This is a genomic window from Photorhabdus africana (genome assembly GCF_035181445.1).
Taxonomy (GTDB): Bacteria; Pseudomonadota; Gammaproteobacteria; order Enterobacterales; family Enterobacteriaceae; genus Photorhabdus; species Photorhabdus laumondii.
This window is the reverse complement of sequence record NZ_JAXBVE010000007.1, coordinates 77,887-101,475: the sequence shown is the minus strand read 5'-3', so window position 1 is coordinate 101,475 and position 23,589 is coordinate 77,887. Positions and strand designations below refer to the sequence as shown.

Below are 23,589 nucleotides of genomic sequence, written 5' to 3'. Positions count from 1 at the left end.
AGCACACCCTGAAACCTCCACCGGGGTAGTGGCGACAGCATTATATATTTCAAGTAATAACCATAATCAGGAATGGGAGATTCCATTCCTGAGCTATTTATGTTTAACGATTTGCTGCTTTCATGCGTAATGCCTGTTTTTCTGCATCACTGATAAAAGCAGTTTCCAGCCCATTTATCTGAGCCTGACGAATTTGAGCAATAGATAAACCCGCGGCAGGGGCGGCAATTTCATATTCATGGCGGATGTCGATGCCTTCAACGGCTGGATCATCGGTATTAATGGAAGCAAGAATCCCTTTTTCCAGGAATTGTTTGAGTGGATGGTCCAATAAAGAATTGACGGTGCTGGTTTGAAGGTTTGAGGTTAAACAAGCTTCAATACCAATACGGTTTTCAACTAAATAATCCATCAATACGGGATCGGTAATGGCTTTTACTCCATGACCAATACGCGTGGCTCCTAATTCCCTAATGGCTTGCCAAATACTTTCAGCGCCAGCGGCTTCACCGGCATGGATGGTTATATGCCAGCCAGCATCACGGGCTTTGGTAAAATGAGATTGAAAAAGATGGCCGGGAAAACCTAACTCGTCACCCGCGAGATCTAATGCAGTAATATATTGCTGGTGAGCTAGCAGGCCAGCTAATTCTTGAGTACAGGCTTGTTCACCAAAAGTTCTGCTCAAAATTCCGATAAGACGAATGTCGATATCGTTATTTTGACGGGCAGAACGGATACCATCAATAATCGCCTCAACGACCCCTTCAACCGGCAATTTGTGGTTCATCGCCATGTAATAAGGGGAAAAACGTAATTCAGCATAATCGAGCCCAGTATTGATGGCATCTTCAACATTTTCGATAGCAACACGATGGCAAGCGTCCAAATCAGCGAGTACTGCCACTCCCCAATCCAGTTTTTGCAAAAAACTGACTAAGCTCGGTTCATTTTCAATAACTTGTACGTGAGGGAGTAGTGATTCCAGATCATTTGCTGGAAGCTGAATATTATGCTGGTTGGCAAGATCTAAGATAGTCTCCGGCCGGATATTTCCATCGAGATGGCGGTGTAAATCTGTCAGTGGGAGTTTTATGTCAATCACATTTCGGTCCTTTTTTATGTAAAAAGCCAGTCACATGTGTTGACTGGCAATTTAACAAAACGTTTATCGGCGCGTTTTATTGCGCAGGTTGCACAGTACCTTCTGATTTCACTTTTCCACTGTCGTGGTTGTCACCTTTTGGCACTATTTGTTCTGGTTGCTCTGGTACTTCATCATCAGAAGGGCCGGATAAATAGTATTCAGACAGGAACTGATGTAAGGGCATTTTCTTACCGTTCATTTCTACATTACCGTCTGCATAGTTAAACTTAATGCTGATAGCATCTTTATCAACCGTGGTAATTTTAAACAGTTGTCCTAATTGTTCGAACTGTTTTATCTGTTGCTCGGCATTTTGTTCAGCCTTTGCTTTATCCATGCCATTCAGTATCATTGACTGAGTGGAGAACTCAATCATCATAGGTCTTGGTAATGTGACATTCAGAGACATGTTCTGAATTAAAGCGCGGATAGCTTCTTCTGTTTTCATTGAATACAAGCTACTTTTATCTTTCGGTAAGCTCTTTAAACTCACGTGGTAATTAATGGTGCTTTCACCTTTGGCATTTTTCCAGGTTAATGGTTCGATACCAAATTGTGGATTGTTTTTTAGCAAAATAGGCAGGTTAGACAATACCGCATCAATAATAGCGGTATCTGCCGCGTCGGAAGAGAGATCACCAGAAGAGAGTGCTTTGGCTGCGGCGTCATTGTAAGCTTGAGTAAACTTACGCACGGCTTCACCATCCAGACGATCCGCAGTAATTGCAAACTTACCAGAGCCAAAATCAATATTTTTCAGTTTGAGACCATCTAAACTGTAAGTGATTTTCCCTTTCAGATTAGCTTCATCTTCACCGATATTTGAATCTATTTTAACACCGGAAAGCATCATATCTTCATTACCAATACCTTTTAGGCTGATTTCCTGAACTTTGATGCTTTGATCGCCAATATAGAGATCAAATTTGCCTTTTTTATTGGCTAGGTTTAAATCAATACCTTTGACAAGGAAATTTTCGTCATTTTTATTGATGGCTAATTGGTCGCTCTTGATTGCCAGTGATATCTCTTTCAGATCACGGCTGAGATCGGAAGTCAGTTTGGCACCGGAAAAATTGAACTTAGCACCATTTTTTTCAAAATCGACAGGAACGATATCAACATCAGAAATAACAGAACCACTATAACTGACACGTGAATCAGAAGTGAACAGCGATTTTCCTTTAGTGATTTCAAACAGGGGTTTTAAAGATTCATTATTTTCCAGTTCGGAATGAACGGAAGCCATACTCGGAATTAAAGTTAATTTTTTCACTTGTGCAAGTGGGAAAGGGCCGTGATCAATCACAGATTTAATTGAAATCTCTTCACCGGGTTTGATTTCTGCGTTTTTAACGCCGTCTTTAATTGTCAGAACAAGACGGACATCAGAACTGAACACGCCACGGTGGAAATCTTTACTCTGTAGCATCAGACCTGTTTCAGGAAAGGCTTTTTTCATCTCAGCATTGGCGCGGGAAATAGATTGATCTATACGTTGTTCAATCTGTTTACCTGTATACCATGAAGCTCCAGTCCAGGCTGCTCCCAAGGCAACAATAATGCCTACTGCCACTAACGATTTTTTCATAATGCAAATCCATCCTTTTAATGCATATTTTGCAGGTAATATGCATTCTCTTGGTATAAAAATGGCCGTTAACACAGCTTGGAGTGTAAGTAGTGCTTAACAGCGCCTGTGAATAAGTTTTAGGCCCAGATTGGTATTATTAATTAAAAACCCGGCCGGTAAAACCATCACCGTAAATTATCACAGCCTTTTCGGCAGCAGATATGAATACTGACTCACCTGGGAAAATTCTCAACTGGTGTTCGCCAGATTGTATAACTGTTTGACCTTCAACACAAAAAACAATCGATGCTGAATTGTTATCAAGCGTAATTGACTGTTCCGATAGAGAATAAATAGAAAATGCAAAATCATCCACTGGAATAGGGAAATTTTTAGCTGTTTTTTCCTGTCTTGGTAGCATAAATAAGGTGTTTGTTGGTTTTGAAATAAAGTCAAGGTTTGCCATTAGCTCAGGAATATCAATATATTTGTTGGTTAAGCCCGCTCGTAGGACATTATCTGAATTTGCCATCACTTCAAGAGCAGTGCCTTCCAGATAAGCATGAGGCGTACGGGCGCATAGAAACATGGCTTGACCGGGTTCAAGTTCGATGACATTAAGTAAAAGTGGAATAAATAGGCCATTGTCGTCAGGGTAAAATGTCGTCATTTTTTTGATGGAATCCCAAGGTTCTCCGAGCCGACTATTCAATGCTGATTTCAATACGCCAAGAGCTAGCCGTTTTTGTTTACCACTCATATTCAGTAATTGGGAAAATAAGCAGGCAAGATTCTGTTCATTGGGTGTCTGAATAAAGAACGGAATTTTGGGATGGGCCGCCGTAACAAATTTCAGTAATTGCGCGATTTCGTTTAATGGACGGAACCCATTCATTGCCCGGAAAGGGGTAAGGGCATAAACCAATTCGGGCTTATGGTTATCATCTTTGTAATTTCTTTCCGGGGAATCCAATGGAATACCGGCGATATTCTCTTTGGCAAACCCCTCTTCTGCGGATTTTTTATCAGGATGAACCTGAATTGAGAGAGGTTGAGCCGCGCACAATACCTTAAATAGGAAAGGCAAACGGTGAAATCTATCTGAAACTTTTTTCCCCAGATATTTTTCCGGATCACTGGCTATTAATTCATTTAAGGCAATGGGTTTTCCCGTTTCTGGATTGACTACAAGTGAACTGCTTTTAGGATGGGCGCCCATCCATAATTCAGCCATTGGCAGATTATCTGGATTTTCAACACCATAAATATCCATCAGGGCGGTTTTGCTTCCCCATGAATAGTGCTGGATCTGATTTATCATCTTCAACATGGCCGTTACTCTCTTTTTAAAAAAATCAATCTATTTCCTGTCTACCACAATACGATAAATACGACTTGGTTGGCATAATCAGGAACTAATATGTGGCATGATAACAGAATGTTAATCAGTTTATCTGCAAAGACTGATTATACCCTATGGATTTTAAGATGCTTCGCGACGGCAAGGGAGCGAATCCCCGGGAGCATAGGTAACTATGTGACGGGGGTGAGCGAGTGCAGCCAACAAAGAGGCAACTTGAAAGATGACGGGTATATGCATATTCGATTATTCTGTGTGTTAAGGAGAGATAGTAATGGCAGCCACTCGCATTGAAAAAGACTCAATGGGGCCCATCGAAGTACCTGCTGACCAATTGTGGGGAGCGCAAACTCAACGTTCACTTGAGCATTTTCGCATTTCGCAGGAGAAAATGCCGGTTGCATTAATTCATGCTCTGGCATTGACCAAACAGGCTGCGGCCAGTGTCAATATGGATTTGGGTCTTCTGCCGCAAGAACGTGGTGAAGCAATTATTGCTGCTGCGAAAGAGGTGCTGGAAGGTAAACATCCGACAGAATTTCCTCTTGCTATCTGGCAGACCGGTTCAGGAACACAAAGTAACATGAACATGAACGAAGTGTTGGCGAACCGTGGTAGCGAGATCCTTGGCGGGGTGAGGGGGAGTGAACGCCTTATCCATCCTAACGATGATGTCAATAAAAGTCAGAGTTCTAACGACGTTTTCCCAACAGCAATGCATGTTGCTGCGGTTATCGCGCTGCGTGAGCACCTTATTCCTGAGCTGAAAATATTACAAAAAACATTGGCTGATAAAGCTGAAGCTTACAAGGATATCGTTAAAATTGGCCGTACACACTTGCAAGATGCGACGCCATTGACCCTTGGTCAGGAAATTTCTGGTTGGGCGGCAATGTTAATGCATAACCAGAAACACATTGAAGACAGTATTCCCCATGTTTGTGAATTGGCATTAGGGGGAACTGCGGTTGGCACCGGTTTAAATACTCATCCTGAATATGCTGTTCGTGTTGCTAAGAAATTGGCTGAACTGACCAACCATCCGTTTGTTACTGCGCCAAATAAATTTGAAGCTCTGGCGACTTGTGATGCTCTGGTTCATTCTCATGGTGCATTAAAAGGTCTGGCTGCATCCATAATGAAAATAGCAAACGATGTTCGTTGGTTGGCTTCCGGCCCTCGTTGTGGTATCGGTGAAATTTCAATTCCTGAAAATGAACCGGGTAGTTCAATCATGCCGGGTAAAGTTAACCCAACTCAGTGTGAAGCAGTGACGATGCTTTGTGCCCAGGTGATGGGTAATGATGTTGCTATTAATATTGGTGGGGCATCGGGCAACTTTGAGCTAAATGTGTTTCGCCCAATGGTGATTAATAACTTCCTGCAATCTGTTCGCTTGTTGGCTGATGGTATGCGTAGCTTCAATGAACATTGTGCAGTCGGTATCGAACCTAACCGTGATCGCATTACTCAGTTGTTGAATGAATCTCTGATGTTAGTAACGGCGCTGAATACACATATTGGTTATGACAAAGCCGCAGAAATTGCTAAGAAAGCCCATAAAGAAGGGCTGACATTAAAACAATCGGCGATGAAACTGGGTTATCTGACAGAAGCTGAGTTTGATGAGTGGGTTCGTCCAGAAGATATGGTTGGCAGCTTGAAGTAATTGTTGTTTAGCCATGAAAAATTGACCGGAGACGAGTGCTCCGGTTTTTTTCAAATGATCACGAGACAATCCCGTGTTCAATCCTACCGATGAAATTCATGACATCTAGCGCTCCACTTTCTGTATCGAGCATTGATTCAGGCGTTAGGTATCCCAGACCTCGGACAGGACGCTTCATCCATCGAGCTGTTTTATCTCTGTCACCGCTAAATAAGCCTACAGCGCGGTCCATGACACGAACGAACCGGGCAATGCACTGACTTTCATCCGCAGTGAATTTACCTTTACTTGGGCAGAGTTTTGCATAACTGCGTATTTGGATACCGGCAATTCGTAGAATATCTTCTTTATCGAATGTTGACCAATTTTGTATTTTCTCAATTATAGTGACTGGTAATCCTTCGTTTAATATTGTATTTAAATGTGGTCCACTGCTTGATGGGAAACCAATGGTTTGCCAAAGTGGATTATTCTGAACTTTATGGTTTGGTGTAAAAACTCGCATAAACATCTCTTTGGTCATTTGTCACTATTTGAATCAAACAAATAACTATGCACTAAATCTCACGATATAAATGTAGCCTTGGAATAATCAACTCCAATGGTTTGGCTTTGGGTTTATAGCGATGGACTATGGCATTGGCATCGTAGTTAGCAAGTCTACCTATCTTTGGTTGGTTACCGCCATAGTTAACATAAAATGCAATTATTGGCAGGGGACAAGCATATTGCACCTGTTTTTGTTGTTCCGCGTACCAGACTCGTGCAATGGGTTGTACTTTTACTGGACGCTTGATTTTTAAAACCACATCATCAGATAATTTTTTTATGTCGATAATTTCTTTAGCGACTAATGCTGCCCACTGTTCACGAGAATAGGGGGGAACTGCACGTCCTGCGTCATAGCTTTTTTCCAAACGTTGTAGGATTTGATCTTTTGTGACTTTATTGATGATATTTTTATTTGCCCAACCAAAGCGAACTGAATCGGGATTGAGAAGGGGAGTGATGGTTCTGTAAGCGTTTAAAGTTATCAAACCATGTAACTGACTGTGAACAAACTCAAACCGTTGTTCTTTATCTACCCCTGATTGCACAGTTACGATATGTTCAAGTTCTGCTTTCAACTTATTAATTTCCTCAATCAAAAGTAAAGCAGAGCGATATTGTTGTTGGTTTACCGAAAAACATAATACACCGGGAAGACGAACGGCAGCTTTACTGCTGATATTTTGGTTATTGTGATATATAAATAGCTTCTGGTAATGACTTAACCCTATATTTAATGCGTCATCATCGGTCATTTCATTAACAATTATTTCCGTTACTGGCTCATGTTCACTGCCTTTTTCTACATCAGGTAGAATAAACACATGAGCAGCCAACAGAAAATAGCTGTTTAATTGTTCACACAGTTGTCTCAACTTACTCTCTTGTTTTTGAAAACAACTATTCAAATCTTCAATTGATAAATATTTACTCATTTAAATAAGTTAATTAGTTACAACATACTTTTTATTATAGAATAAAAAAAGCAAATATCAAACTCACACGTTGTATTCAAAAGCAAAGCATGGAACTCACATACGTCGGATGCATATATAAGCACGACGGTTTTCGAATTTAAGCAACTACAGGTAGACGTGGTTATTTAAAAGTTGGCGGTTATCACAACTACCCAGTCATTACGCCTTTTAGCATTGTCGCTTTTAGGGAGCTTAGGCAGAATCTGTTTTTGTTTTGATTATGTCAACGATGATATATGAATTAATTTAATTAGAAATCAGAAGGAAGGGGTGATGAGACGAAAAACGGGATTTTTCTTTGATGAACATTGTTTTTGGCATAGTACTAGCGCGCATGTAACGACTCTACCTGTCGGTGGTTGGGTTCAACCTTCTTCTGGAACTGCACATGCTGAATCGTCGGAAACAAAAAGGCGGTTAAAAAATTTGATGGATGTATCAGGCTTGAGCCACTCTTTACACCTTTCTTCGGCATCGCCTATTGACGAGCAAACATTACGTAAAATTCATTCAGAAGAGTACCTGAAACGATTTAAGCAAGTCAGTGATAATGGTGGAGGAATGCTTGGTATAGCAGCCTCTCTGGGACCAGGAAGCTATGAAATTGCTAAGCTTTCAGCCAGCCTTGCTTGTGCGGCGGTGGAAGCAGTGCTTAGCGGTGAGCTTGATAATGCTTACAGCCTTTCTCGACCACCAGGTCATCATTGTTTACCTGATGAGCCAATGGGATTTTGTTTTCTAGCAAATATCCCATTAGCAATTGAACAGGCAAAAGCACGTTTTGATTTAAAACGCGTTGCGGTCATTGATTGGGATGTTCATCACGGTAATGGTACTCAGCATATTTATTGGGATCGTTCTGATGTTTTGACCATCTCGATGCATCAGGATGGTTGTTTCCCTCCAGGATACAGCGGTGAAGATGATATCGGGGAAGGGGAAGGGACAGGTTATAGCCTGAATATCCCACTACTTGCTGGAGCCGGACATAATAGCTATATCTATGCAATGACACAGATAGTACTTCCTGCGCTTGAACGTTTTAAACCGGAACTGATTATTGTCGCCTGTGGCTACGATGCGAATGCAGTGGATCCTTTGGCAAGGATGCAGCTCCATAGTGAAAGTTTTCGGGAGATGACCCAGCTAGTGCAACAGGCAGCAGATAGTTTATGCGACGGAAAATTAGTCGTTGTTCATGAAGGCGGATATGCAGAGTCTTATGTACCATTCTGTGGATTGGCTGTACTTGAACAGATGAGCGGCATTCGTACGGAAGTCAAAGATCCAATGTTAGATTTTATACGCTTGCAGCAGCCAAAAGCTGAGTTTGAGTTATTTCAACAGCAGCAGCTTGATAAACTTAAAGAAAAATTCGGTCTTTGAGCTTTGTTGCGTAGGTTTGTTCCGCATAGTTTGGAAGCAAACCTATTAAAGCTTCACCTTCATAACATATCAACGACACATCAATAAAATTTATCGAAATATTTTCTAATTGAAAAATATGTTTCATATAGCCGTACATTTAATACGCGGATAATGGCTATTTTATCAATTGGTTCTATTGACCAAAAATAGGTTTAATTTTGTTATCATAAACATCTTTATTTACATCGAAATTAACTGAGTTCAATATATGGAATAAGAAGTCCGATAAACAGGAACAGCATCATGCTGTTCCCGATCATAGTTATTTTATAATCAAGCAGGGCTAATTGTTGTGTCAATTACTTGGTAAAATGCATTTAGGGTATCTGAGATTGTCCAAACACCCAGTATAACGTGATAGCCTTGATAACCCTCGGGTAAGGTACATTTATTAATAACTCTATTGCCCGGCATTTTTTCTTGATAATCCTCAAAGCAGAAAGGTGTACTATTAAATTGCTCTCTGGTTAAAGGTTTATTGGGATCCCAATCAGGTTTGGTAATAAAATATTCCCAACTTGAGGTTTTGTGTTGAATCACAATTTCCCACCGGAACTCAATCTCACCGGCAGTAATAGGGATTTTTTTCCAACGATCTTCGGTTTGAACATCCAATTCGCCAAAATGACCAATGCCAGCGCTAGCAATATGGCCATCTTCCGGACCAGCTTGTGGAAAGCCTTTCTTAGCTTCAAGAGATTGAGGCTCATACTTGACCAACCCACAATCCGTATTTTGTTCATTTCCCTGTGCGGAACAAAGGAATGCACGACTTCCTGGGCTATCAATATAACCATGAGCCCATGCACCGTTAAATAAAGCGGTAATTATCGTAGCGGCTAAAGTCATCACTTTCACTTTATGTTTATACATAATAGCGTCCTCCACTTTACAGGATAATTTATCTACGACAAATAAAGCCCCAGGACTTTAATTATCAATTCTAGATAAATATAATATGATTATCCATTTCATAAATTGATTAACAATCTAATTATATTAAGTTATTGAAATTTTGTTTTAAATATGCCTGTTACTATTTTTTGTAATATAAAACAATATGATTTTCCTAATTTATTCGACATAGTAAATGATGGGAACGGTGTCATGCTGTTTCCATATTAGATATTAGATATTAGAGGGATTTGAGGTCCAATGGCGTGAAAATTACCTCGTATGGTCATGCGCTGGCAGCTTGAATGAAACTGGTCTACGCTATGATCAGAACTACATTTCGGTTATTGACATTAAAGGTAAATTAATCAGCCGTTATCGGGACTACTGGAATCCGCTGATTCTGTTATTTGCATTAGGCTGCATTAACAAACTAAAAGGAGATTATCATGCAGAATAATATTCTGGTTACAGGTGGTAAAGGAAAAACCGGAAGGTTGGTTAGTAAGTTACTGACACAAGATGGGATCGCGCATCGGATCGGTACCCGCACCCCTGAATCAGGTAATGAAATTGCCTTTGACTGGATGCGCCCTGATCTGGCCGAAGCCGCATTTTCTGGCATCAGGTCACTATATATTGTGGCCCCAACGAACACCAGTGATCATGGCTCAGTAGTACCACCATTGCTTGAAATAGCACTAGAAAAAGGGGTTCAATGTTTTGTGTTGCTCAGTGCATCGTCACTGGCCTCTGGTGCGCCAATGATGGGAAAAATTCACGCCTGGCTGGAAGTTAATGCGCCAGAATGGACAGTGTTACGTCCTACCTGGTTTATGCAGAACTTCTATGATCAACGGCATTTGGTAACAATAAGTGAAGAAAATGCTATCTACTCTGCAACGGGCGATGGCAAAGTGGGGTTCATTGACGCTCTTGATATTGCTCAGGCTGCTGTTTCTGCGTTAACATCAAATCGAACCATAAATAAAGATTTCATCCTTACAGGGCCCGAAACACTGAGTTATGGCGATATTGCTGCTGCACTGAGTAAAGCCTTAGGCCGCAAAATTAGTCACCGAAATCTAACGACCAGCGAATTGACCCGTCGGCTACAACAAAATGGACTGGATGAAACCTACTCAAAAATCCTTTCAGCAATGGATAGTGACATTGCATCAGGTACTGAAGACCACATTACAGATTGCGTCAAAGCATTAACAGGTCTGAATCCTTGTTCACTGGATATCTTTATTCAGCGGGAATGTCATCGTTGGAGATAATAATTTACCAATATATTACGGTTTAAAACAACCAATCTGTTCAAAACCGTAATATCTACTTAAATGCTACAATAATATGTTATTAATGTTTAATAACATAGAGATCTTTTGTCGACACGAAACCCAATGGACTCATATAATATCCACCAATATAAGGTTTGACTAATCTGACGCCGATATAGTAATAAACGGGAATTGCTGGTACATCTTTTGCCAAAATGTCTTCTGCTTGTTGAAAATATTTTCGATCATTTGTTTCTTTAGCTTTATTTATCAAATCATCATAAGCATGATTGCTATATAAGAATGTATTATTAGAACTATCAGTAACAAAGTTATTTAAAAACGAGGCAGGATTATCGTAATCAGCAATCCGTGCATATCTCACCATCTCAAAATTACCTTGACGAATAACATCCAACATGGCTTTTCGTTCTTGGTTCTGCAAAATAATATCTACATCCAAACTTTTTTTCCACATTGAAGTCGCCGCAATAGCAATCCGTTTATGCTCTTCTGACGTATTATAAAGAAGTTTAAATTTCAATGGGTTAGCTCTATTATAACCCGCTTCATTTAATAATTTCCTAGCTTTCTCAATTCTTGCTTGTTGTGTCCATGATGCATAATCAGGTTGCCCTAAATTCATTCCTCCAGTATTTGGTGGGGTATGATTATAAGCAGGCTCTTGGCCTTGCCCCAAAACTTTATTCGCTATAATCTCTTTATCTAAAGCCAAATTTAATGCCTGCCTGACTCTGAAATCATTAAAAGGTGCTTTTTGGTTATTAAGATCATAATAATAAACACCCAATGCTGGTGTGATATGAACTTGATTACCTAATTTTGCCTTTAAGGATTTAAATAAAATCGACGGGATATTCTTGGTGATATCAATTTCTCCGGCTAGATAACGATTGATATCTGCCGTTTCTGATGCTATTGGAAGGTAAGTAACTTTATTAATAACAGTATGAGCACTATCCCAATATTGTGAATTCCTGATACCCACAACTTTTTCATTAACAACCCATTCGGACAACTTAAATGGCCCACTACTGACAAATAGATCGGAATGAGTCCATTTTTCGCCATACTTTTCAACCGCTTTTTGGCTGATAGGTACCATAACAGGATAGGCCAACATCTGTAAAAAATAGGATACGGGTTGTTCTAACGTCACTTCCAACGTCAAATTATCCAGTGCTTTTACACCTAATTCATCGGTTTTTTTCTTGCCAGCAACAATATTTTTGGCATTGACTACGTGCATGTTTCCAAGATAACTGCCATACGGAGACGCAATTTTGGGATCAACTAAACGTCGCCAGCTAAAAACCACATCATGGGCAGTAATAGGGGAGCCATCAGACCACTTTATTCCTTTTCTTAGATGAAATAACCATACTTTATTATCTTTGGTTTCCCAACTGACCGCTAAATCAGGATTGATTTTTCCATCACTGCCCGCTCTGATTAATCCACTAAAAAAATCATGAATAATATTAAATTCAACATCATTTTCAACTTTATGAACATCAAGAGACACAGGTTCTGAACCATTATTGCGAACAATATCTTGATTAACTGATAATAATGTACCGGCTGGAATAATTGCGGCATGAGATAATGCCAGATTGCCAAATATAATACCTGTGAATAATGATATATTCCTTAATGTTTTATTCATCGTTTGTTCTCCAAGAGGATCTCATTTTGGGGCATCTATTTCAGGGAAATTAATTGTTTGATCATTAAGGTTTTTATGTAATCTTGCAAACCAAACCTCAGAATATTTATGATTATTTAAGATATTAAGTTAAAATTACGTGATTCTATTGAATACCCTATTTTGAATGTAAGAGGTATAACTATAATTAAGTATTAGCATAAAATACTTAGCGCTACTTCATCAATCATTAGCTTACAGTACCAAGTGGAATAATTACTGCATGAGATAATGTCAAGCCTCTAAATATAATTCCTGCGAATAAAGATATATTTTTTATTGTCTTTTCCATCGTAATTTCTCCAATAAGACTTCGTTTTTTAATATTGATATTGCAAATTGAGCAATCTTTGATATTAACTCGATTGTAAATAATCCTGCCGAGAAATAGCCCCAGAATCTTTTCTTCCAGTTAAAAAATCCTCGATCCTGCTCACAAATCGGCATATTTTCCTGAATAGGAGTGTCGAAAGTTACATCTATGTATCTAATTACTCTTTTATTTTTGTTATTTAATTGAAAAATTAACATCCACATAACAATTGAACATATTAAGTTATAGGTTATATTTTATATTATCCAATCCATCAGGAGGTAACCATGGCGGTACCAACGCTCAGGCATTTCATTAATAGTCAGTATGTTGAATCTAAGGGTTCCGAATATTTTGACCTAGTAAGCCCGGTCACAGGTGAAACCTATGCGCGTTCTCCTAACGCGACTGTAGCGGATGTTGATGAAGCTTATGCATCGGCTAAAGAGGCATTCAAGATCTGGGGGCGCAGCACACCGTCAGCACGTCAGCAGGCATTGCTGGCATTAGCCGAGGCGGTGGAAAAAAACGCTGAACGTCTGATCGAAGCGCAAAGCCGCAATACCGGGCAGCTCAAGCATCTGATTGCCTCTGAGGAAGTTGCGTCGTCAGTGGATCATATCCGTTTCTTCGCTGGCGCCGCCCGTTTTCTGGAAGGCAAAGCAACTGCTGAATATCTTTCTGATATGACGACCAGCATCCGGCGCGAACCCCTGGGCGTGGTGGGGCAAGTTACGCCGTGGAACTACCCGCTGATGATGGCAGTATGGAAGATAGCGCCTGCGCTGGCAGCGGGTAATACCGTGGTACTCAAACCGAGCGAGACCACGCCGGAAAGTACTCTGTTGCTGGCTGAACTGGCCGCTCCGTTCTTCCCGATAGGTGCATTCAACGTGGTGTTGGGTAATGCCAGCGCGGGTGCGCTGGTCGTTTCACACAAAACGCCAGCTATGGTTTCCATCACGGGCTCCGTGCGCGCAGGTTTGCAAGTTGCCTCTTCGGCGGCAGCTAATCTCACCAGAGCGCATTTGGAGCTAGGTGGCAAAGCGCCAGTGGTTGTTTTCGCCGATGCAGATATGGACAAAGCGGTGGAGACCATTGCTACCGCGGGGTATTTCAATGCGGGTCAGGATTGTACGGCAGCCTCGCGTGTGCTGGTACATGAATCTGTTTACGATACCTTCGTCGCCAAACTGGCGGCGGCAGCTAAAGCTACCCGCTTTGGCTATCCAGAAGATGAAGAGGCGCTGTATGGGCCGCTCAATAATGCTCGTCAGCTAGAGCAGGTCAAAGGGTTCATTGCGCGTTTGCCCGCGCATGCCTGTATCGAAACCGGAGGCCGTCAGGCCGAATGTTCGGGTTATTACTTTGAACCTACGGTAATTACCGGTCTGGAACAGCACGACGAAGCAATCCAGACCGAGATTTTCGGCCCGGTTATCACGGTGCAGAAGTTCCGCGATGAACAGGATGCCATAGAGAAAGCTAACGACGTGAAATACGGATTAGCCTCCAGTGTCTGGACCCGCGATCATGGCCGCGCATTGCGCCTGTCACGTGAACTCGATTTCGGTACCGTCTGGATTAACACCCATATTCCTCTTACGGCAGAAGCGCCGCACGGCGGCTTCAAGAGCTCAGGATATGGTAAAGATCTGTCGGCTTATGGCTTCGACGAATATACGCGTATCAAACACGTGATGAGTTCCAACGACTGACATAGGACATCCGTAATGATTCAGAATAGATCTCCACGCGACTTAGTGTCGCGTGCGCACCACGAGCTGTTTACTGACCGTGATGTAGGGGCGCTTGAGCGTTATTTCGCGCCGCATTTCATTGAACATTCCCCGTTGGTCAAGGATGGTCTTGCCGGATTGCGTGAGCTGGTCTGGGCACATCCTGAACTGCACCACGAAACGTATCGCGTATTGCAGGATGGTGATCTGGTCGCCATCCACGGTCGTTTTACGGGATTAGACGACTGGCCGTTGGTCGGTTTCGATCTGTACCGGGTTGCCGACGGCTTAATCGTAGAGCACTGGGACGGCCTGGTGCCGCAGGCTGCACCCAACGCCAGTGGTCGGACTCAGTTAGACGGCCCGACTGAAACAGGCCATGACCATGACCGAGAGAAGAATCGCGAGCTGGTGATCAACTTTTTTACACGTACCCTGATCGAGGGTCACTACGAAGAGTGTGGAAACTACACTAATGGTGAATTATTTCGCCAACACAGCCCCGATATTCCCGATGGTACGGCGGCAGTCATCTCATTTCTTAAGCAGCTCAGGGATAAAGGGCAGGGCCTGCATTACACTAAAATTCACCGTACGGTAGCCGATGGGCAGTTTGTTCTGACCCATTCGGAGGGGAGTATCGTCGGAGTGCGTCACAGCTACTTCGAGCTATGGCGCATTGAGAACGGCAAAGTGGCTGAACTTTGGGATGCAATCACCCCGGTACCGGAGGATGCAAAAGCGCTGCATCGCCACGGTATTTTTTAACGTTGATCGATACCCGGCGTGAAGCTTGCAGTCGCGCCGCAACCGGATGCCCATATAGGCAGATATGCGTTCATTGACGGTCCCTATGTAGATTATGTCTGCAACGGAGCCTGCACGATTACAATAGCCCACTTGGTACTCATCGTTGGGGATTTTGTCGGCGTTGCGGCCATCATCATCGAGCCAGTACAGGGCGAAGGTGGTTTCTATCCTGCGCCTCCTGAGCTGCTCAAAGCTCTGCGTGAGATCGCCGATTGCCACGGCATTGTACTTATCGCCGATGAGATCCAGACCGGTTTCGCGCGTACGGGCAAACTGTTTGCCATGGAGCATCATGAAGTTGTTGCCGATCTGACCACTATGGCGAAAGGTCTGGCGGGCGGTTTGCCACTGGCGGCTGTAACGGGACGTGCAGAGTTGATGGACGCTGTAGTGCCGGGTGGTCTGGGGGGAACTTATGGCGGTAACCCGGTGGCGATTGCGGCCGCCCATGCGGTGCTGGATGTGATCGAAGAAGAAAAGCTGAATGCGCGAGCGACACAGTTGGGAGACCAGCTAAAACAGCGTCTGCATGAACTGCGCCCGCGTGTCCCGCAGATCGCCGACGTGCGTGGGCTCGGGCTGATGATTGCGGTGGAGTTTAACCATGCGGACAGTCAGGAACCCGATGCCAGCTTTACCAACGCGGTACGTCAGAAAGCGCTGGAGCGTGGTCTGATCCTGCTGATGTGCGGTGTACATGGCAACGTGATCCGTTTTCTTCCGCCATTGACCATACAAAATGACGTTTTTAATGAAGCGCTCAACATTCTGGAGTCTGTTCTGCTCGATCTGACTGAACAAAATAGATAGAATCTGCTACCTCACAAGAGGGAGATAACAATGCACTGGTATTTAAACGTATTAAAGAGCTATGCATGTTTCAGGGGGCGAGCCAGGCGTAAGGAGTTCTGGTACTTTTTTCTGTTCCAGATCTTAGCTGTATTTATTATCTCTTTCCTTGAAAGCTACTTTGCCGTTGCCAATCCTGAAATTTATATGGGCTGGTTCAGCGCTATCTATCTGCTGCTCACGTTTTTGCCCGCGCTAGCAGTGAATGCCCGCCGCCTGCACGACATCAACTGTAGCGCTTGGTGGTTACTGCTGCATCTCATACCGTTTATCGGCACTATTATTCTGCTGATTCTCGCCGGTCTGAAAGGGAGCTCTGGCAGCAATAAATACAACTCAGATAGCCGGACTCACTCATAGGGAAACTCTCCAGGCCAGCAGGTGATTTCAAGATCATAACAGGAGTGTTGAAATGACAATGAATAGAAGAGCCTTTATCTCTACCGTCGCGACGCTCGCGGGGGCAGGAGTCCTTTCATCCGTACTTCCCAATTTATCCCTGCTCGCCCGGACCTTAACCGCGGCTGATGCTTCGGCCGTCAATGTTGATAAGCTCCGGCCGATACTGTTGGAGGATGCACAGCATAGAGCCAGCCGGTTGGGGCTGGACCCGCGTATATGGAGCTGGCATAAAGACGCTGCTGCTGACGCCATGCCAGCCAACTATTATGAAGCTTCTTTAGCTGACTGGCCTGCTTTTGGAAGCCTGCCTGGAGACCAGAACTGCGAGGTTGTGGTTATCGGCGGTGGGTTGCTGGGTGCTTCTACAGCATTGCATCTTGCTGAAGCGGGAGTGGACGTGATTCTGGTTGAAAAGGATAACATTGGTTCAGGCGCTTCTGGCCGCAACGGGGGACAGATAACCCCTGGGCTTGCACGCTGGGAAGCTGAAAACATTCTGGAAAAATTTTCATTCGATGAGGCTAAACGCTTGTGGCGTTTTGCTTCTGTTGAAGCGATGAATCTCGTGGATGAACTCCGTGAGCGTTATAGTTTCGAATGTGACCGCAAATATGGTCATATCACTGTTGCGGTGCACGCAGGCCACATGGGGCCGCTGGTGGCTAATGCCGATGCCCGGCGCCAACTGGGAGATACGGCGATGAAGGTTATCGGACCGCACGAATTGCAGGAGGAGTATGTGCGTTCGGGTATCTACCACGGAGCAAATATCGACAGTATCGGTGGGCAGGTCCAGCCTTTGGCACTGTTGCGTGGTCTGGTTTATGGTTTCGCCAGACTGGGTGGGAGAATCTATGACAGCACGAAGGTGAAGGGCATCAGGCAAGATACTGATTGCACCGTCGTAGAAACTGAGCGGGGGACTATCAGGGCAAGTAAAGCCGTGGTGTTGGGTGTGCATGGCTCCACAGGTGAGTTTATCTCCGGCCCTTCCACCACGGTGCCTTTTTTCTCCTACGTGGCGGTAACGCCGCCGTTGCCAGTGGATGTCAAAGAGCTGATCCCGTCAAATCTGCCGGTTTACGATACACAGTTACAAGTCGACTACTATCGTGCCGTGCGCAACAACCGCCTACTGTTCGGTGGACAGGGGACTGGCAATTCCTGGTCACCGCGTGATGTGAACAGCTATCTGCTTGGGCGTATCAGAACCGTGTTCCCGCAGTTGGAAAAAGCCGAACTGGAATATTCCTGGGGCGGGATCAGCGATCTGACCCTGAACGGTGCCACCGATGCCCGCAAGAGCGGTGACAGAGTACCCGTGTATATGGTACATGGCTGGAATGGTCATGGCGTGGCGCAGACGGTGCGCATTGGCAAAGCTATCAGCGACGATCTGACCAGACGCAACGACGACTTTACTATGCTCACCTCCATTGACCACGCGAGCATCCCGCTGGGTTCCTATCTCTCTCCGGTAGCCATTCCGTTGGCTAAGAGTATTCTGGGAGTGATAAGCACGCTTAATCCGGCAGACATAGTTTCGTTCTGAGCATTGCCTCACCAATATGTCTTATGCGAGCACTTCTGGAGTAACTCTCTATAAGTATTCTGTGTTTCACTAAGCAATTATTGATAACGTTACCGCATGATCTGGGTCAATAAATCTCTCAAATTGCCCCTGTAATAGCGCTACACAATGAGGAATATCAAATGGACCGTATGCTAGAAGGTAAGGTTGTGATTGTCACTGGCGGCGCAAGTGGCATCGGAGCTGGCATTGCTTTGGCGGCGGCGCGTCATGGCGCAGCCACCGTAATTATCGGCGATATCACGGATCAGCCCCGAGAGGGAGGAACACCAGTATTCCAGCGTCTCCGTGCGCTTGGTACACAAGCCATATTCCACCGGTGTGATGTTACCTCTCGAAGCGAAATGGATGCATTGGTCGATATCGCTACACCGTTCGGCGGTGTTGATTTGATGGCTTGCAATGCAGGAATTGCATTAGCTACCGATGGTCCACAGATTAATGCGGACGATTTTCACAAGCTGCTTACGGTCAACCTTGATGGCGTTTTATTTGGCGCACAGGCGGCGGCTGAACAGATGATAAAACTGGGCAAACGCGGAAGTATTGTGGCAACGTCAAGTATGGGGTCCATTAGGACAGGACAACTTACAACCGCCTATTCCACTAGCAAAGCCGGCGTGAATATGATGGTGGCCGCATTGGCCGATGCTTTTGGGCCGTCAGGTATTCGTGTTAATGCAGTATGCCCAGGACTGATCAATACAGCACTTCCTCTTTCCTCGCCGGAAGTCGCGAAAATGTTTGACGGGTTACGGGAAAGAATGCCACTCCGAAGATTGGGAGAGCCAGAAGAGGTAGGAAATGCGGTTGTGTGGTTAGGATCAGATCTCGCGTCGTTTATAACCGGCGTATCACTGCTAGTCGATGGCGGGCAAACGGTAGTACTGTGAGAACCCGCATTTTTGCGCAGTGGGTATATTCCAAAGGAGGGTAGGGAAAAATGGCTGTTTTTCAATTACATACTGGACTTTTTTATATAAAATCAACAGAACCGAACATTTTCGCCAGTTTTACCAATTGAACAATTTCATCATTGGAGGCGCCATTTCTGAGGATATCCAGTACCGTCGTGGATTCAGCCAGATCGATACCAAGATTAAATGTCTTGATTTTACGGAGGAAAAAACTGCACTTTTTTACGCCACTGACTGGACCTAGGTTAGCCAGCATTTCTGGAACACCTTTTAAATATCCCTTATTGCTAGTTTTTTTATTTACCGAAAACTGAAATACAGGGTATAAATTCTCTATTCCCCAATTTAATACAATGAGTTTATGATTTTCACCATACTTATTTACTGTCGGGCGGGTCACTCCTAATATATCAGCAACCTTACTGGACTTATAAACACCACCGTATTCCCCAAGATGGGCAAGAAAAGCGTTTCTAGTTTCGATAAACTCCTCGTGTTCCTTCTTTTCCGGTGTGATATTTGTCACTATTTCAATATAGTTAGCTCGTCCTTTGACTTCTGTCCAAAATTCATCATCAGGTAGAGTTAACAACTGAGAAATACTCTCTGAATCTTTGTTTTTAAGCACATTAATAAAATGATCAGCAAGATTGATGATACGTGCTTTGACCAGTTCAGATTGATCAAATCCGCTTTTCAGTTTTACTGCCAGAGCATTGAGCTCTTTCGTCGTTGTCCCCATAGAGTTACCTCAATTATTTTTGTCATTTTTAAAAATGAGCATACATGAAATGGTAAGATTTTGGCACCTAATGGTCTTAATCGTTTGTGGAAAAACCTCAGCCGAGCTCCTTAGTGCAAGCATTATTTCTCAGCACTCTTTCCACAAATCAGAATAAATAATATTATCATCTAAACTTAAACTAAATTCATAAAAAGGATCATCGAAAAAATAAGAGGTATATATGCACAGCCAAATTAATTCATTGCCCCAATATATGTTAGCTATCAGTATCATTAAGCCCGGAGGCCCGGAGAAATTGCATTTGGTTCAGGTTCCGTTGCCGCGGCCAGGAAAAGGTTACTTGTTAGTAAAAGTGGCGGCGGCGGGTGTGAATCGGCCTGATATATTTCAGAGAATGGGTTCTTATCCACCACCACCTGATGCATCGCCATTACCGGGGTTAGAAATTGCAGGAGAGGTGGTTGCCAAAGGTGAAGGTTGTGAACGCTGGAACCTTGGCGATAAAGTTTGTGCCCTTGTTGCCGGTGGCGGTTATGCCGAATATTGTCTGGTACATGACTCCGTTGCTTTACCCATCTATGGCTTGGATTTTGTTCAGGCAGCCGCATTGCCAGAAAACTTTTTTACCGTCTGGGCAAATGTTTTTCAGACTGGCAAGTTGAAACAAGGAGAAAATTTGCTGATTCACGGTGGTACTTCTGGGATAGGCAGTGTCACTATTATGTTAGCAAAAGCCTTTGGTGCCAAAGTTATTACTACCGTCGGCTCTGATGAGAAAGCCAAAGTTGCACACAGTTTAGGTGCTGACTTTGTTATTAATTACCATAAAGAAGATTTCGTTGATCGGGTATTGAAAATCACAGGTAATCATGGAGTTGATATGGTTGTTGATTTAATCGGTGGTGATTATGTCAATAAAAACTATAAGGTTGCTGCTAAATTCGGGAGAATTATTCAGATTGGTATGATGAAAGGAAACCCTGAAAATCTTAATCTGATGCCCTTAATGCTAAAACGTCTGACTCACACAGGTTCTACATTACGTTCTCGCAGTGTAGAAGAAAAAGCAGAGATAGCCAAAGAGTTAGAAAAACAGGTCTGGCCATTATTGAAATCAGGAAAAGTCAGTCCATTAATTTGTAAAGTATTTGATCTGAAAGATGCTGCTGATGCGCATCGAATGATGGAAGCCGGTGATGTTATCGGCAAGGTTATGCTGGTAAATGTATCATCTTAATAGTACTTTTGCTTAAATCAGGGCTATTTTAACTTGTAGCCCTGCATTCTATCTACTAACCTCTTCGCGTTAGAATAAACCATTATGGTTAATAAGGTTAATGACAAATAAATCTCTATTTTTTGATTGGTTTTTATTCGTTCTTTGTCCTCGCGCACAAAATCAGAATTTATATTTAACGTCATTGTTAATATTTTAACAAATATAGTCTATATCTATTAACAAATGATCGTTTATAGATATGTTAATGATTAATCTATTACACCTGATAGATTTTTCTGAACATCTATAATAATGAGGTATGACCAGCTATTGGTAAGTTAGGTGGCATACAATTTTCTGTCTGCCTATCAGAGGATTATAGTAATTTCATTAATAAATAAAGAATTTTAGAATCTCTCTGTTGCTGACAGCCGTTTTTGTTAGTTGGAAAAGGGTATGTAATTATGACTAAGCAGTTTACTTCGCACTTAAACATTGATGCGTTGTTTTTAGGCCCTAAATCAGAAAATACGGTTTTTTTTAGAGAAATGATGGAATATGCCGTAAATGAGCACATGCACTGGCGTTCTGATTTTCACCCAGAAGATCCCGCCTTGGTAACTTCAATTGATCGTTATGCACCTAATTATAGAGAAACCCTCTATCGGACAGAGGGTATTCTGAACCAGCTATCTGCCAAACTGAAAAACACCTCTGTTCCCTGGTTTTCTCCTCGTTATATGGGGCATATGAATGCCGATACCTTGATGGTTTCTAATCTCGCTTATGTCATGGCTATGATGTACAACCCGAACAATTGTGCCCACGAATCATCACCGACAACAACGGAGCTAGAAATTGAAGCAGGGCTAGATTTATGTCAGATGTTTGGTTATGACCCTCGCCGAGCCTGGGGACATATCACATCGGGAGGAACTGTCGCCAATTATGAAGGGCTATGGGTTGCGCGTAATTTAAAAACCATGCCTCTTGCCATTGCACAACACCCGCAATCCAGTGATTTAGTTGCAAATAAATCAGAACAACAACTGTTGAATATGTCGTCATCAGCCATTCTGGATTTAACAGATGAATTAAAAAAGCGCGGCATTTTCGAAGAAGTTCGTGAACTTTCTTGCCGTGGTGTTGGGATAAAACAGGGAATGTTTGGCAAAGTCTTGGTTCCACAGTCGAAACATTATTCATGGATGAAAGCAATGGATGTTCTAGGGATGGGTCAACAGCATATTGTGCCATTGCCGGTCGATGAAAATTATCGTACCGATGTTGAAAAAATGCGTGAAATTACGTTCAGTCTGATAGAGCAGGGAGAACCTATTCTAGCGATGGTAACCGTAGTTGGAACTACAGAAGTGGGTGCCATTGATCGAGTTGATGAAGTTATTGCGTTGCGTAAAGAATGTGAAGAGCGTTATGGCGTCTCATTTTATGTGCATATTGATGCTGCTTATGCAGGTTATGCCAGCGCAATGTTCCTTAACGAGCGAGGAGAGTTTATGGAATATGATGAACTTATCCGCCGTTATCGTGAATTGGCAATCATTCCGGAAGATATTATTTGGCCTAAACCTGAAATTTACCAAAGTTTCCGGGCCATGTGTCAGGCTGATTCAATCACCGTAGATCCTCACAAAGTTGGATTTATTCAATATGCCGCCGGTGCGGTATGTATGAAAGATAAGCGTATTGTTGACCTCATTTCCTACCGTGCAGCTTATGTTTTTGAAGATGTTGATACTCAACAGGATCAAGCCGTTAACCGGCGTGTCGTGCTCGGTGCTTCTATTATGGAGGGATCTAAAGCCGGAGCTATCGCCGCCGCAATTTGGGCTGCGCATCGATTGGTTCCACTTAATATCAGTGGCTACGGAAAAGTCATTGCTGCCGGTATTGTGACAGCCAATTGGATGGTTAAAAAACTTTTAACCACAGAACCATTGGTTGTTGATAAACGCCGGTTTGAAATTCATGCCATGCCGAATCCTGATTTCCATATGGTCAATTTTACTTTTAAAGAGCAAGGAAATGATGACTTAATGCATCATAACCGTCTTAATAAACGGATGTACGAAATTTGTTCATATGCCTCTGGACGTACTTATACTAATGATTTTTTGACTTCTTCCACCTCCCTTAGTTATGAAGAGTATGGTGATACTCCTTGGCATTATGTTGAAAGTTGCGGTTTTGACCAAGAAGAATGGCAGAAAGTCCACCGTTTATATGTCTTACGGTCTGCTGTGATGACTCATTGTTTACGTAATGCTGACGATTTTGACGAGTATTGGGAAAGGCTCCAGAAAATTTTTATTCACAAACTGACTCAGGTTGTTGATGAAGAAGAAAAAAAGAAAGTGGCCTGATTTTCTATTAT

18 protein-coding genes and 2 pseudogenes are annotated in these 23,589 nt (G+C 43.0%); 12 read left to right on the top strand and 8 right to left on the bottom strand.

All coding sequences use genetic code 11. The annotated features are described in order from the left end of the window. Positions 1 to 103 precede the first annotated feature (103 nt). The 3 genes from add to manA form a co-directional block, all read right to left on the bottom strand. Positions 104 to 1,105, bottom strand: a complete 1,002-nt coding sequence (gene add, locus SLS51_RS06110) for an adenosine deaminase (protein WP_323836480.1) — start codon at positions 1,103 to 1,105, stop codon at positions 104 to 106. Between the two features lie 76 nt (positions 1,106 to 1,181). Then, the gene (locus SLS51_RS06105) at positions 1,182 to 2,738 is read right to left on the bottom strand and encodes a YdgA family protein (RefSeq protein ID WP_323836478.1); all 1,557 of its coding nucleotides are present in this window, start codon (positions 2,736 to 2,738) and stop codon (positions 1,182 to 1,184) included. A 139-nt stretch (positions 2,739 to 2,877) separates the two neighbouring features. Then, on the bottom strand, positions 2,878 to 4,050 hold the full coding sequence (manA, locus tag SLS51_RS06100; RefSeq protein WP_323836476.1) for a mannose-6-phosphate isomerase: 1,173 nt from the start codon (positions 4,048 to 4,050) through the stop codon (positions 2,878 to 2,880). Between the two features lie 304 nt (positions 4,051 to 4,354). On the opposite strand from manA, the gene fumC reads away from it, so the two are divergent. Next, positions 4,355 to 5,749, top strand: coding sequence for a class II fumarate hydratase (fumC, locus tag SLS51_RS06095; protein WP_323836474.1), 1,395 nt, complete (start codon positions 4,355 to 4,357; stop codon positions 5,747 to 5,749). 58 nt (positions 5,750 to 5,807) lie between these two features. Here the strand turns inward: fumC and SLS51_RS06090 are convergent, their stop codons facing one another. Next, on the bottom strand, positions 5,808 to 6,254 hold the full coding sequence (locus SLS51_RS06090) for an Xre family toxin-antitoxin system antitoxin (RefSeq protein WP_323836472.1): 447 nt from the start codon (positions 6,252 to 6,254) through the stop codon (positions 5,808 to 5,810). A gap of 52 nt (positions 6,255 to 6,306) precedes the next feature. Beyond that, positions 6,307 to 7,233, bottom strand: coding sequence for a DNA replication terminus site-binding protein (tus, locus tag SLS51_RS06085; protein ID WP_323836470.1), 927 nt, complete (start codon positions 7,231 to 7,233; stop codon positions 6,307 to 6,309). Positions 7,234 to 7,548: 315 nt separating this feature from the next. Here tus and SLS51_RS06080 point away from each other — a divergent pair, with 315 nt between their 5' ends. Further along, positions 7,549 to 8,661, top strand: coding sequence for a class II histone deacetylase (locus tag SLS51_RS06080; RefSeq protein ID WP_323836469.1), 1,113 nt, complete (start codon positions 7,549 to 7,551; stop codon positions 8,659 to 8,661). A 315-nt stretch (positions 8,662 to 8,976) separates the two neighbouring features. Here SLS51_RS06080 and SLS51_RS06075 read toward each other — a convergent pair whose 3' ends face one another. Then, positions 8,977 to 9,576, bottom strand: coding sequence for a lytic polysaccharide monooxygenase (locus SLS51_RS06075; protein WP_323836467.1), 600 nt, complete (start codon positions 9,574 to 9,576; stop codon positions 8,977 to 8,979). Positions 9,577 to 10,046: 470 nt separating this feature from the next. On the opposite strand from SLS51_RS06075, the gene SLS51_RS06070 reads away from it, so the two are divergent. After that, on the top strand, positions 10,047 to 10,880 hold the full coding sequence (locus tag SLS51_RS06070) for an NmrA family NAD(P)-binding protein (RefSeq protein WP_323836465.1): 834 nt from the start codon (positions 10,047 to 10,049) through the stop codon (positions 10,878 to 10,880). 82 nt (positions 10,881 to 10,962) lie between these two features. Here the strand turns inward: SLS51_RS06070 and SLS51_RS06065 are convergent, their stop codons facing one another. Then, complete coding sequence (locus SLS51_RS06065) at positions 10,963 to 12,570, bottom strand: ABC transporter substrate-binding protein (protein WP_323836463.1); 1,608 nt, start codon at positions 12,568 to 12,570, stop codon at positions 10,963 to 10,965. 639 nt (positions 12,571 to 13,209) lie between these two features. On the opposite strand from SLS51_RS06065, the gene SLS51_RS06060 reads away from it, so the two are divergent. The 7 genes and pseudogenes from SLS51_RS06060 (at position 13,210) to SLS51_RS06030 (ending at position 19,206) form a co-directional block, all read left to right on the top strand. Beyond that, positions 13,210 to 14,640, top strand: a complete 1,431-nt coding sequence (locus SLS51_RS06060; RefSeq protein WP_323836461.1) for a gamma-aminobutyraldehyde dehydrogenase — start codon at positions 13,210 to 13,212, stop codon at positions 14,638 to 14,640. Positions 14,641 to 14,655: 15 nt separating this feature from the next. Next, positions 14,656 to 14,910 (top strand): annotated as a pseudogene (locus tag SLS51_RS06055) (nuclear transport factor 2 family protein); the annotation flags it as partial. A gap of 66 nt (positions 14,911 to 14,976) precedes the next feature. After that, on the top strand, positions 14,977 to 15,429 hold the full coding sequence (locus SLS51_RS06050) for a nuclear transport factor 2 family protein (RefSeq protein WP_323836579.1): 453 nt from the start codon (positions 14,977 to 14,979) through the stop codon (positions 15,427 to 15,429). A gap of 162 nt (positions 15,430 to 15,591) precedes the next feature. Continuing rightward, positions 15,592 to 16,281 (top strand): annotated as a pseudogene (locus tag SLS51_RS06045) (aminotransferase class III-fold pyridoxal phosphate-dependent enzyme); the annotation flags it as partial. Positions 16,282 to 16,311: 30 nt separating this feature from the next. Further along, positions 16,312 to 16,680 (top strand): DUF805 domain-containing protein, encoded by a 369-nt coding sequence (locus tag SLS51_RS06040; RefSeq protein ID WP_323836459.1) that lies wholly within the window; start codon positions 16,312 to 16,314, stop codon positions 16,678 to 16,680. 52 nt (positions 16,681 to 16,732) lie between these two features. Then, positions 16,733 to 18,274 carry an NAD(P)/FAD-dependent oxidoreductase gene (locus SLS51_RS06035; RefSeq protein WP_323836457.1) on the top strand — a complete coding sequence of 514 codons (1,542 nt, stop codon included), beginning with the start codon at positions 16,733 to 16,735 and terminating at the stop codon, positions 18,272 to 18,274. A gap of 161 nt (positions 18,275 to 18,435) precedes the next feature. Continuing rightward, positions 18,436 to 19,206 carry an SDR family oxidoreductase gene (locus SLS51_RS06030; RefSeq protein WP_011146580.1) on the top strand — a complete coding sequence of 257 codons (771 nt, stop codon included), beginning with the start codon at positions 18,436 to 18,438 and terminating at the stop codon, positions 19,204 to 19,206. 82 nt (positions 19,207 to 19,288) lie between these two features. Here SLS51_RS06030 and SLS51_RS06025 read toward each other — a convergent pair whose 3' ends face one another. Beyond that, positions 19,289 to 19,972, bottom strand: coding sequence for a hypothetical protein (locus SLS51_RS06025; protein ID WP_323836455.1), 684 nt, complete (start codon positions 19,970 to 19,972; stop codon positions 19,289 to 19,291). Between the two features lie 223 nt (positions 19,973 to 20,195). Between SLS51_RS06025 and SLS51_RS06020 the strand changes: the two genes are divergently transcribed. Then, positions 20,196 to 21,212: an NAD(P)H-quinone oxidoreductase gene (locus SLS51_RS06020; RefSeq protein WP_323836454.1), complete on the top strand. Its 1,017-nt coding sequence runs from the start codon at positions 20,196 to 20,198 to the stop codon at positions 21,210 to 21,212. Positions 21,213 to 21,658: 446 nt separating this feature from the next. Then, a complete protein-coding gene (locus tag SLS51_RS06015; RefSeq protein WP_323836452.1) occupies positions 21,659 to 23,578 on the top strand; it encodes a pyridoxal phosphate-dependent decarboxylase family protein in 1,920 nt (639 codons plus the stop codon). Positions 23,579 to 23,589: the final 11 nt, after the last annotated feature.